Here is an 11,653-nt window from a genome sequence, read left to right on the forward strand (position 1 = left end):
TGAGAAGGCGAACGCATGCGAGATGTACGAAGGCGTACCGTGCTGTCCGCGATCGGCGGCACCGCCGTCGCGGGCGGTGCCCTGAACTCCGGAATCGCCGAGGCGGCGCCCGCCGCGCCCGCCCCGGGCGCCGCCGCCGAGGACCGCGGCACCCCTCACGAGGGCAAGGCCCAGCGGCTTCTCGACCGTATGACTGTCGAAGAGAAGCTGGGTCAGCTCCAGCAGCTCGCCTGGTCCTGGGACACCGGCCCGGGCGGCGGCGAGACCAAGGACGTGGAGGACGCGGCGCGCGCGGGCCGCCTCGGTTCGGTGCTCTCCATCTTCGGAGCCAAGAGCAGCAACGCCCTGCAGCGCATCGCCGTCGAGGAGTCCCGGCTCGGCATCCCGCTGCTGTTCGGCCTCGACGTGATCCACGGGTTCTGGACGACGTTCCCGATCCCGCTCGCGCAGGCGGCGAGCTTCGACCCGGACGTGACGCGGACCGACGCCGAGGTGTCGGCGAAGGAGGCCCGCTCCAACGGCGTGCACTGGACGTTCTCGCCGATGATGGACGTCACGCACGAGCCGCGCTGGGGTCGCGTCGCCGAGGGCTGCGGCGAGGACCCGTATCTGACGGCCGAGTTCGCCGCCGCCAAGATCGAGGGCTACCAGGGCCCGGGCAAGGGCGAGTTCACCGCCAAGGACCGGGTCGCCGCCTGCGCCAAGCACTTCGTGGCGTACGGCGGGGCGGAGGGCGGGCGCGACTACAACACGGTCGACGTGTCGGAGTCCCGGCTGCGCAACCTCTATCTGCCGCCGTTCAAGGCCGCCCTGGACGCGGGCGCCGCCACGGTGATGGCGTCCTTCAACACCATCGGCGGGGTGCCCGCGCACGGCAACTCCCACACCCTCACCGGCATCCTGAAGAAGGAGTGGGGCTTCGACGGCGTCGTCGTGAGTGACTGGACGGGCGTCCAGGAGCTGATCGCGCACGGATTCGCCGAGGACGGCGCGGCCGCCGCCCGGCTCTCGCTGAACGCGGGCGTCGACATGGAGATGGTCAGCACCAACCTCCGCGAGCACGGCAAGAAGCTGCTGCGCGCCGGGAAGATCAGCGAGCGCCGCCTGGACGACGCGGTCGCCCGCATCCTGCGCCTCAAGTTCGCCCTCGGCCTCTTCGACCACCCGTACGTCGACGAGGACGCCGCGATCGACGGGCCGACCGCCGCCACCCGCAAGGCCGCCCGCGAGACCGGCGCCCGCTCGATGGTGCTCCTCAAGAACGAGGGCGCCGGAGGCGGCGGCAAGGTCCTTCCGCTGAGGTCAGGCGTCAAGTCCGTCGCCGTCGTCGGCCCGTTCGGGGACTCCGACGACCTGCTCGGCACCTGGGTGGTCCCGGCCGCCGCGAAGAAGTACCCGTCGGTGAAGGTCCTGGACGCGGTGCGCCGCGCGGCCCCGGACGCGAAGGTCACGTACGCGCGCGGCGTCGACCCCGAGGGCAAGGACACCAGTGGCGTCCCGGCCGCCGTGGCCGCCGCGAAGGCCGCCGACGTGACGGTCGTCGTCGTGGGCGAGCCGCCGTCGATGAGCGGCGAGGCGGCGGCGCGCAGCGACATCGGCCTGCCCGGCGCGCAGGAACGTCTCGTCGAGGCGGTCGCGCGGACCGGCAAGCCGTTCGTGGTCGTCCTGGTGGGCGGCCGACCGCTGAACATGGGCGGCTGGCTGGAGTCGGCACCGGCGGTCCTTGAGGCCTGGCACCCGGGCGTCGAGGCCGGGAACGCCATCGCCGACGTCCTCTTCGGCAAGGTCAACCCGGGCGGCAAGCTGCCCGTGTCGTTCCCGCGCACGGTCGGCCAGATCCCGATCCACTACAACCACGAGTCGACGGGCCGCCCCTACCACGCCGACAACAAGTACACCTCCAAGTACCTGGACCTGCCGCCGGACCCGCAGTTCCCCTTCGGCCACGGCCTCAGCTACACGACGTTCGAGACCGGCGCGCCGAAGCTGAGCCGCGCCTCCGTCCCCGCGGGCGCCCTGCGCGACGGCGACACCCTGGAGGTGTCGGTCACCGTCTCCAACACCGGCCGCCGCAAGGGCGACGAGGTGGTGCAGCTGTACGTCCACGACCTCGCGGCGAGCATCACGCAGCCGGTGCGCAAGCTGCGCGGCTTCCGCCGGGTCACGCTCGGCGCGGGCCGCTCCACCGTCGTCCGCTTCCGGCTCGGCGCGGCCGACCTGGGCTTCTGGACGAACGACCCGCACGGCGAATTCCTCGTCGAGGAGGGCAGGTTCGACCTGTACGTGGGCAACAGCTCCACGGCGAAGAGCAAGGTCACGCTGACGGTGACGTGAGCGGGACGCGCCGAGCGGGGGTGGCGGCGCCACCCCGCCTCCCCCGCTCGGCCGAGTGCCGCCGTGCGCTCAGCCGAGTTCCAGCGTCGTGATCCCGAAGACCCGCTCGCGCGCGAACTCCCGTACCGGGCCCGTGTACATGCGCGCCGTGTCGAACGACGGCTTCATGCCGCGCCCCTCCGCGAGCGCGACGGCCTCCGTGTTCGTCTCCGGTACGTCCATGGCGACGGCCACGCCGCCGGACTCGGCCCCGAGCGCGTCGAGCAGCGCCTCGGCGTCGGCGCGGGTGTCGGCGAACAGCGGGCCCACGCGCGGCGCGTCCCGTCCCGGACGCAGCACCCCGTACCCGGTGACGCGGCCGTCGACGACGCTCGCCAGCGCGCGGTGGCCCGGCGCGGTCAGCCAGACGTCGAGGAACCGGGGACGGTCAGCGGGACAGCAGGCGCTGTCGTACGCGGCGACGGCGTCGCGGCCCACGTCCGCCACGGGCCTGATGTGCGCGGGCAGCGGGCCCGGCGCGCCCACGGGGCCGACGTAGCGCCGGCTGCCGTGCTCCCGCCGGAAGCCGGAGCGGCGGTAGTTGTCCTGCTGCGCGGGGACGCCGTCGAGGCCCACGACCCGGTCCCCGGCGCGGGCGAGGGCGGTCCGCCAGGTGGCGATGCCGTGGCCGCGGCCGCGCAGGTCGGGGCGGACCAGGTAGAAGCCGAGGAAGGCGTACGCCGGGCCGTAGGTGACCACGGAGATCGCCGAGACCGGCTCGCCGTCGACGCGGCCGATGAAGAACCCGTCCGGGTCCTGCGCGAAGAACGCCGCCGCGTCGCCGAGGCCCGGGTTCCAGCCCTCCCGCGCCGCCCACTCGGTGACCGTGCGCCAGTCGTCGGGCGTCGCCGTCGAGACGACGAGCCGTCCGGGGGCCGCATTCTCCATCGCCGCACCTTCCTTGAACGGGACTTTCCGCGGCCCCATCCTGCCCCGCCGGGCGCGGTCCCATCCGGTCCGCCGAGCCGATCAAGCCGTCCGGGTCACCGGGTCACCGGGCCGCCCCCGGCAGCCCCATGGCGTCGGCCAGCGCCTCCATCTCGGCCTTGAGCAGCGTGCCGGGGCGGTGCCCCATCCCCCCGAACAGGCCCTGCACCTCGAGGCTGACGATCCCGTGCAGCCGGGCCCACGCGGTCACCGTGCCGGCGAGGGCCGTCGCCGGGTCGACGTCCGGGGCCCAGGCCCTGACCCACTCCTCGACGGCCGGGGTCTCGTTCAGCCAGAACCGCATCTCCGCCCGCAGTTCCAGGGCGGCGCCCGCGCAGTCCCCCTGCCCGAGCACGCCGAGCAGCGGGCCGAGCACCGCGCGGGCCCGGTCGGTGGTCTCCGGGGGCGCCTGGTAGCCGGGGGACGGCGTACCGGCCAGGAGCTGGTAGACGTGCGGCGCCCCGATCGCCCACGCGCGCAGCGCCGTGCCGAGGGCGAGGAGCCGCTCCCGGGCCGGGGCGCCCGCCGCGCGGTCGGCGGCCTCGCGCATGGCGACTGCCGCCGCGTCGTAGCCGTCGCAGATCAGCTCGGTGAGGAGGTCGTCGCGGTTGCGGAAGTACTTGTAGAGGGCGGGGCCGGTGAGGCCGAGCCCCTTGGCGACGGCGTTGAGGCTGAGTGCGGGCGCGCCGCCCGCGCGGATCTGCTCCAGGGCGGCCGCCTTGATCTCGCCGCGCACCTGGTCGCGGTAGCGCTGACGCGGGGTCGAGGGAGGCGCGGGGGTGGCTGGGGTGGCTGGGGTACTGCTCTTGTCTGCCACGGCTGTGGCCCCTTTCCCTGTCACGCGACTGTCGCTGTGGTTAGAGACTCTAACTCGAGAAAGAGGGGCTTGACAGGGTTGCAGGCTCGGGTCATTCTCTAGTTAGAGCTTCTAACCACAGCAAGAAGCACTACGTGCCGAGAGAGGCAAAGCCATGCGCGAGACGCACACGATCGAGAACCAGCCGACGGCGATCACCGAGGCCGCGGCGGCCACCGCCGGGACCGTCGTCACCGAGGTCGTCCTGCCCGGCGTCGTCGAGCCCGACGGCCTCCAGGTCCGGCACGCCGCCGCCCCCACCCCCGGCCAGGGCGAGGTGCTCCTTGCGATGGAGGCCACCGGCGTCTCGTTCGCGGAGCAGCAGATGCGGCGCGGGAAGTACTACGACCAGCCGCCGTTCCCGTTCGTTCCGGGGTACGACCTGGTCGGCCGGGTGGCGGCGACCGGCAAGGGGGTCGACCCCGCGCTGGCCGGGCGGCGGTTCGCGGCGCTGACCAAGACCGGCGGCTGGGCGAGCCACGTCGTCGTGGCGGCGGCGGATCTCGTCGAGGTGCCGGACTCCGTGTCGTCGGCGGACGCGGAGACGCTGGTCGTGAACGGCATCACGGCCTGGCAGATGCTGCACCGCACGGCCGAGGTCGACGCGGGCGACACGATCGTCGTGCTCGGCGCGAACGGCGGCGTCGGCTCCGCCCTCGTCCAGCTGGCGCGGATCGCGGGGGTGCGGGTGATCGGCACGGCCTCGCGGCGCCACCACGACAAGCTCCGGGCGCTCGGCGTCACACCCGTCGACTACCGCGACCCGGACCTGTACGGGCGGCTGCGCGGACTCGCGCCGCAGGGCGTGGCGGCGGTCTTCGACCACGTCGGCGGCGAGGGCGTCGTGGACTCCTTCCGGCTGCTCGCCCCGGGCGGCACGCTCGTGTCGTACGGCACCGCGTCCACCCGCGACGCCGCCGGGTCCTCCAAGGCCCCCGTCCTGAAGCTCTTCGCACGCCTCGCGCTGTGGAACGCGCTGCCCAACTCGCGGCACGCGCACTTCTTCAACATCTGGGCCGGCCGGCGCCGCCTCGACGCCTTCCGCGCCCGGCTCGGCGCCGACCTCGGGCAGGTCTTCGCGCTCCTCGCGGAGGGCAGGCTCGAACCGCAGGTCGCCGCGCGGATCCCGCTGTCCCGGGCGGCCGACGCGATGCGGCTCGCGGAGTCCGGCACGGTCGCGGGCAAGGTCGTGCTCGTACCGGACGAGGTGCGGGAAGAGGCGCGGGAGGCGCGGGACGGTCAGTCCGGGCGATGAGGGGCCGCGGACGAAGCCGGCGGCCGGGCCCCGGCGGGGTCCGGCAGGACCCCGCCGTCGGGCGGACCCTGCCCCCGGACACGGCGGTCGGCGCGCGTGGTGACCACCAGGGCGACCGCCGTCAGCGCGGACAGCAGACCCCAGACGACGGTGAAGCTGCCGGTCAGGTCCCGGAGCAGGCCGAGCGCGGGCGGCATCAGGACGATGGCGACCTGGTTGCCGGACATGGCGAGGCCGAGGGTGAACCCGGTCCGGCCCGCCGGGGCCGACTCGGTCACATGGGCGACCCACGGCCCGTACCAGCCGTAGCCGAAGAAGCCGAGCCAGACCAGGACGCCGCAGGCCAGGGCGGGGTTGCGGCCCAGCGGGGTCATCAGGACCACCATCCCGGCGACCACGGCGACCATGCAGAGCGCGACGGTGCCGTGCCGCCCGGAGCGGCTGCGGTCGCTGCGCACCGCGAGCGCGACGCGGCCGGCCACGCCCGCGCCCTGGGCGGCCACCAGGACCAGGGCCGCCGTCCCGGCTCCGACCGAGGCCGCCTCGTGCAGGTGCAGGACCGTCAGGACGCCCACCGCGTACTGCACGGAGATCAGGCTCACCCCGGACAGCACGATCGTCACCATGGAGGGCGCGCGGAGCAGCCGGAGCCGGGCGGCGAGCCGCGTGGAGAGCGGAGCGGGCATCTCCCCCAGCGGGGGCGCGGGGGCGGACGGCGCAGCCGAGGGGTCGGGCGCCGTGGACGACACGGGCGGCCCGGACAGGGCTGACGGCGGGCGCCGGTAGCCGACCATGAAGACGCCCGCCCCGAGCAGCGCGACGAACCCCCCGGCCACCAGCGCCGAGCGCCAGCCGTGGGCCTCCGCGAGGAGCGGCAGTACGGCCGAGGCGAGCGCGGCACCCAGCGGCAGGCCCGCCTGGCGCACCCCCATCGCGAATCCGCGCCGGGACGTGTCGAACCAGGACGCCACCGACTTGCTGCCACCGGGCTGCACGGTGCTGTAGCCGGCGCCGACGACCAACAGGACGCAGAGCAGGGGGACATAGCCGGGCGCGGCGCTCCCCACGCCGAGGGCCACGGCCACGACGCAGGCCCCGATGCCGACGACCCAGCGTTCGTTGTAGCGGTCGAGCAGTTCACCGGCCACCAACAGGCCGACCAGCGGCACCAGTTGGGACGCGGAGACCAGCATGCCGAGCTGGGCGGTGCTGAGGTCCAGGTCGCGTTGCAGCGAGATGCCGAGGGCGCCGATGCCCTGCACGAAGAAGCCCGCGGCGGCCTGCGTGAAGGTGGCGATGCCGAGGACGGCCCACCGGTAGCGCCATGGATCCGGGTCCCCCGCGGCCCGACTCCCGCCCCTCGCGGACGGATCCCCGTGGCCCGCGGCCGGGCCTTGCCCCCTCGTATGTCGTCGCATGCCGACCAGGCTGGTGTAATGGTCTTATGCATCTCAACCCTTACGGTGCCGACGTCGTGAAACTGGCCGCGGACCTGGCCAACCGGCGCCCGACGACCGCCGCGGAACTCGCGGACCGCTGCCGCGCGGCCGGGCTCACCCTGGAGCGGCCGGTCTCGCCGCAGGACCTGGACCGCGCCCTGGAGGCGCTCACGGCGTGGGAGGAGGTCGTCGACGCCGCCGACGACGAGGCCCGCGCCGAGCTGCTCAACCGGATGCTGGCGGCGGCCACCGCCCACCCGCGGCTGACCGATCACGCCGGCACCGGCTGGCATCTGCACTACCGGGACGACGCACAACCGCTCGGCCCGCTGCTGTTCGCGCTGATCTCCGTGGGCACGGCGCTGCACCTGACGGGCCGGGGCATGCACCGCCTGCGGCGGTGCACCGTCGCTGAGTGCACCACGATCTTCGCGGACACCTCCCGCACCGGGCGGCAGCGGTACTGCTCGCAGCGGTGCGCCAACCGGGACGCGGTGCGCCGCCACCGGGCGCGCACCCCCTCCTGAGCCCCGCTGGCGCGCACCCCTTCCTGAGTCCCGCGGGCGCGCACCGCACCGGCCCCGGCCGCCCCCTCCCGCCCCCTCAACTCCCGTCAATACAGGACGCTTTCAGACATTCGTCCGAAAGTTTCGTCCGAGGTCCTCCGTCGCGCCGATCTTCTGGTGAGGATCGACGGAGCCGTCCGGGGCAGGTTCCGGACGGACGACCCTGATCAGGGAGGAACTTTGGCATCACTTCCCCCGGCTGCCGGGAAGCGCCGCCCCGGCACTCCGACGCCACCCGAACAACTGCTGTTCGGCGGGCGGTTACGCGGTTCATGGGGCTGGACCACGCATGAACTCGCCCGTCTGAACGCGTCGTTCCTGTCGATCCTGCGGCAGATCCCCCGTCTTTTCCGGCACACCGTGACGCTGGCCTGGAGCGCCGACCCGGTGGCGCTCGTGGTGGTCGCGGTGGCCCAGCTCGGGCAGGCCGCGGCGACCGCGTTCGGACTGCTCGCCACCAATCGCGTCCTGGTGTCGCTGTTCGCGGCGGGCCCGACGGCCGACCGGGTGCGCGACGCGCTGCCGTCGCTGCTGTGGGTCGCCGCCGCCAGCGCGTTCGCGGCGACGCTGCGCGCCGTGTCGTTCGCGGCGGCGGGCCGCCTCGGCCCGAAGGTGGAGCGGGTGGCGGGGCTCTCCATGATGAAGGAGGTCATCCGGGTGGAGATGGAGCACATCGAGCGCTCCGACTTCCACGCGGTCCTCGACTCGGGACAGCACGGCCAGACCGCGGCCCGCCGCCTGATCGAGCACACCCTCGGCATCGTCGAGGCCCTGATGGCGCTGCTCGCCGTCAGCGGGGTCCTCGCCGTGCTGCACCCGGTGCTGCTTCCGCTGCTGCTCGCGGTGGTGGTGCCCAAGGCCTGGGGCACGGTGCGGGCCGCGCGGCGCACGTACGAGTCGGTGCAGATCTGGCTGGAACACGTGCGCCAGCAAGGGGCGTTGCGACGGCTGCTCATCTCGCAGAAGGCCGCGCCGGAGCTGCGGGTGCACGGCGCGGGCCCGTTCCTGCTCGACCAGTTCGACCGGATGGCGGCGCAGGCCGCGGACGAGCAGACGCGCCTCGCGCACCTGGAGGCCCGCACCGAGCTGACCACGTCCGCCCTCTCGGGCCTGACGGCGGGCGGCACCTACGCCGTCCTCGCCCTGCTGCTGACGAACGGTCAGCTGCCGCTCGCGTCCGGCGCCACCGCGGCGCTCGCGCTGACCAGCGGCACGGCGGGGCTGCGCCGCATGGTGTCGCACATCCACCACCTCTACGAACAGAGCCTGTTCATGAACGACTTGATCCGCGCCCGCGAGGAGGCCAAGAAGCGCGCGATCCCCGCGGCCGGCGTCCCGGTGCCGGAGCCGCCCGCCGTGATCGCGTTCGACCGGGTGAGCTTCCGCTACCCCGAGCGCGAGACCCCGGCCCTCGACAATGTGTCCCTGACCATCCGCAAGGGCCAGGTGATCGCGCTGGTCGGCGCCAACGGATCGGGCAAGACGACCCTCAGCAAGCTCCTCGCGGGCCTCTATCTGCCCACGTCGGGCAGCATCACCTGGGACGGCACCGACCTGTGCGCGCTGCGCCGCGACGACGTCTTCGGCCATGTCGCCCTGGTCCTGCAGGACTTCCAGCGGTGGCCGTTCACCGCCCGCGCCAACGTCGCCATCAGCCGCCCCGAGGACATCCACGACACGGCACGGCTCGACGCGGCGGCCGCGTACGCGGGCGTGGACGGCGTGCTCGACGAGCTGCCGCACGGCTGGGACACCCTGTGCGAGAAGGGCTACGAGGGCGGCGTCGACCTGTCCGGCGGCCAGTGGCAGCGCGTCGCCCTGGCCCGCGCCTACTTCCGCGACGCCGACATCCTCATCTGCGACGAGCCGACCAGCAGCATGGACCCCGCCGCCGAGATCGACGCCTTCCGCAAGATCCGCGCGCTCGCCTCGGCGGACCAGACGATCGTCCTGGTCACGCACCGCCTGCACAGCGTCAAGGAGGCCGACGTCATCTACGTCCTCGACGAGGGCAGACTCGTCGAGCAAGGCGACTTCGCCACGCTGATGGCGGCAGGGGCACCGGACGAGCCGGGCACGCAGACACCCGGCACGCCCCCCGACGCGGCACCCGGATCGACGCCCACCGGACCGGCCGCCGAAGGCCCGCATCTGTTCCGGCACCTGTTCGAACTCCAGTCGCTCCAGTACCGCACCGACGCCCTCGACGCCGTGCCCACGCAGCGCCGCGGAACCCGGGACGCTACGCCGGACCAGTCCCCGGCGGGCGGCGCAACCGGTTGAGCCGCAGGGCGAGTTGCAGCTCCAGGGCCCGGTCGGGACTGTTCCAGTCCGGGCCCAGGAGCCGCGCGGTGCGGTCCAGGCGCTGCACGACGGTGTTGACGTGGACGTGCAGCGCGTCCTTCGCGCGGGACAGGCTCGCGCCCGCCTCGAAGTAGGCGTCGAGGGTGCGGACGAGTTCGGTGCCGCGCCGGGCGTCGTAGTCGACGACGGGCCCGAGGACGCGCTGGACGTAGCCGTCGATGCCGTCGACGTCCGTGTGGTCGCCGAGGAGCACGCCGACGAACCCCAGGTCGGACACGCTCGCGCCCTGGCCGGTGCGGCCGAGCACGGTCAGGGCGCGCAGACACCGCAGCGCCTCGGCGTGGACGGCCGGCAGGTGGGCGGGCCCCTCGGCGGGTCCGGCGGCGCCGCACGTCACGGGCGCCCCGACGGCCCGGCCGAGGTCGGCGGCCAGGCGCTCGGCGAGCGGCCCCGGCGCGGCGGTGGGCACGAGCAGGACGACCTGGCCGCCCTGGGGTCCGGCGAGGCCGCGCAGGGTGCGGGCGCGGCGGGCGGCCTCGGTCAGCAGGCGGGTGCGCAGGTCGCCCTCGCAGGTCAGGACGAGCACGGACGTCGGCTCCGCGAGGTCGACGCCGAGGCGGCGGGCGCGCAGGCAGAGGCGACCGGCGCGGCGCGGGTCGGACGTGTGGGCGGCGGTGAGCAGGTCGTCGAGGAGTTCGCCGCGCACCCGGTCCTCGGCCTCGGCCACGGAGCGGCGCAGGAGCAGCAGCAACGCGGTGTCCAGGCCCGCGCGTTCGAAGAGCCGCCGGTCGCTGTCGGTGAGGTCGGGGCGGCCGCTGAGCGCGATGCTGCCGAGCGGTTCGGGCCCGGCGAGCACGGCGGACACCCAGACGCCGTCGACGGACACGGCGTGTCCGCTGCCGCGGGACGCGGCGACGCCCCGGGCGGGCGCGGTCGCCGATTCGGCGCCGACGCGGGCCAGTTCGGTGCCGTCGGCGTCCTGGACGACGAGGCCGCCGTCGAGGAGCGCGGCTATCTCGGCGGCCAGGTCGGACACGTCGCCGCCGCGCAGGACCAGGTCGGTGAGCCGGTCGTGGGTCTCGGCGGCGCGCCGCATGGCCTCGCTCTGGGCGCGGGCGGTGGCGGTCGCCGCGTTGAGTTCGACCAGGGCGGCGCGGGTCTCCTCCAGGAGGCGCGCGCTGTCGATGGCGACGGCCGCGTGGTCGGCGAGCGAGGCGAGCAGCGCGATCTGGTCGGGGGCGAAGTCGCGCGGGGTCCGGTCGGCCGCGTACAGGACGCCGATGACGCGGCTGCCGACACGCAGCGGTACGCCGAGGATGCCGCGCAGCCCTTCCTCGCCGACGCCCGCGTCGATGACGGCGGTGTGCTTGAAGCGGGTGTCGGCGCGGTAGTCGGCGCTGGCGTAGGGCCGGGCGGTCTGCGCGACGAGGCCGCCGAGCCCCTCCCCCATGCCGAGCCGCAGCTGCTGGAACTTCGCGGACGTGGAGCCGTCGGTGACCCGCATGAACGTGTCGCCCTCGGCGGGGGCGTTGAGGGTCAGGTACGCCACGTCGGTGCGCAGCAGCAGCCGGGCGCGGCGCACGATGGCGCGCAGGACCGCGTCGAGGTCGCTGAGGGCGGCGAGGTCCCCCGCGGTGTCGAAGAGGGCGGACAGTTCGGCCTCGCGGCGCCGGTGCTGGTCGAGGGTGCGGCGGATGCCGAGTGCGGTGTCGGTGGCCGCCTCGACGCGGGCCAACTCGGCCGGGCCCGCCCCCGCCTCCCTGGCCGCGGCGGCGGCCCCGGCGAAGCTCTCGGCCGGTGCCTGCCGCCCGAGCAGGTCGAGCAGGTGCCACAGGGAGTCGGCCACGGTGTCGCCGGGGGCCTCTGGCGCGGTGGTGCGGGGGCGGGCGGATGCCATGGGTGGTGGCTGCCTTCCGACGTGCGGTGCGGGTGC

At 74.5% G+C, this 11,653-nt stretch carries 8 protein-coding genes; 4 read left to right on the forward strand and 4 right to left on the reverse strand.

The genetic code is table 11. From position 1 onward, the window contains the following. Nucleotides 1-15 precede the first annotated feature (15 nt). Nucleotides 16-2,334: a glycoside hydrolase family 3 N-terminal domain-containing protein gene (locus tag AB6L24_RS05040; protein ID WP_405652531.1), complete on the forward strand. Its 2,319-nt coding sequence runs from the start codon at nucleotides 16-18 to the stop codon at nucleotides 2,332-2,334. Nucleotides 2,335-2,403: 69 nt separating this feature from the next. On the opposite strand, the gene AB6L24_RS05045 is transcribed toward AB6L24_RS05040, so the two are convergent. Together AB6L24_RS05045 and AB6L24_RS05050 are read right to left on the reverse strand one after the other, a co-directional pair. Continuing rightward, complete coding sequence (locus tag AB6L24_RS05045) at nucleotides 2,404-3,261, reverse strand: GNAT family N-acetyltransferase (RefSeq protein ID WP_405652533.1); 858 nt, start codon at nucleotides 3,259-3,261, stop codon at nucleotides 2,404-2,406. A 103-nt stretch (nucleotides 3,262-3,364) separates the two neighbouring features. Beyond that, entirely contained in the window at nucleotides 3,365-4,117 is a 753-nt protein-coding gene (locus AB6L24_RS05050) for a TetR/AcrR family transcriptional regulator (RefSeq protein ID WP_405652537.1), read from the reverse strand. Between the two features lie 154 nt (nucleotides 4,118-4,271). Between AB6L24_RS05050 and AB6L24_RS05055 the strand changes: the two genes are divergently transcribed. Continuing rightward, nucleotides 4,272-5,411, forward strand: a complete 1,140-nt coding sequence (locus AB6L24_RS05055; RefSeq protein ID WP_405652540.1) for a medium chain dehydrogenase/reductase family protein — start codon at nucleotides 4,272-4,274, stop codon at nucleotides 5,409-5,411. Here the strand turns inward: AB6L24_RS05055 and AB6L24_RS05060 are convergent. Continuing rightward, nucleotides 5,396-6,838, reverse strand: a complete 1,443-nt coding sequence (locus AB6L24_RS05060; protein ID WP_405657044.1) for an MFS transporter — start codon at nucleotides 6,836-6,838, stop codon at nucleotides 5,396-5,398. The two genes, AB6L24_RS05055 and AB6L24_RS05060, sit on opposite strands and share 16 nt — an antisense overlap. Before the next feature lie 17 nt (nucleotides 6,839-6,855). Between AB6L24_RS05060 and AB6L24_RS05065 the strand changes: the two genes are divergently transcribed. Together AB6L24_RS05065 and AB6L24_RS05070 are read left to right on the forward strand one after the other, a co-directional pair. Then, nucleotides 6,856-7,377, forward strand: coding sequence for a CGNR zinc finger domain-containing protein (locus tag AB6L24_RS05065; RefSeq protein WP_405652542.1), 522 nt, complete (start codon nucleotides 6,856-6,858; stop codon nucleotides 7,375-7,377). 219 nt (nucleotides 7,378-7,596) lie between these two features. Then, nucleotides 7,597-9,699 carry an ABC transporter ATP-binding protein gene (locus AB6L24_RS05070; RefSeq protein ID WP_405652545.1) on the forward strand — a complete coding sequence of 701 codons (2,103 nt, stop codon included), beginning with the start codon at nucleotides 7,597-7,599 and terminating at the stop codon, nucleotides 9,697-9,699. Here the strand turns inward: AB6L24_RS05070 and AB6L24_RS05075 are convergent. Beyond that, a complete protein-coding gene (locus AB6L24_RS05075; RefSeq protein ID WP_405652547.1) occupies nucleotides 9,659-11,617 on the reverse strand; it encodes a helix-turn-helix domain-containing protein in 1,959 nt (652 codons plus the stop codon). The genes AB6L24_RS05070 and AB6L24_RS05075 overlap by 41 nt on opposite strands. Nucleotides 11,618-11,653 lie beyond the last annotated feature (36 nt).

The sequence above is a fragment of the Streptomyces sp. RK9 genome (genome assembly GCF_045070545.1).
Lineage (GTDB): Bacteria > Actinomycetota > Actinomycetes > Streptomycetales > Streptomycetaceae > Streptomyces > Streptomyces alboflavus.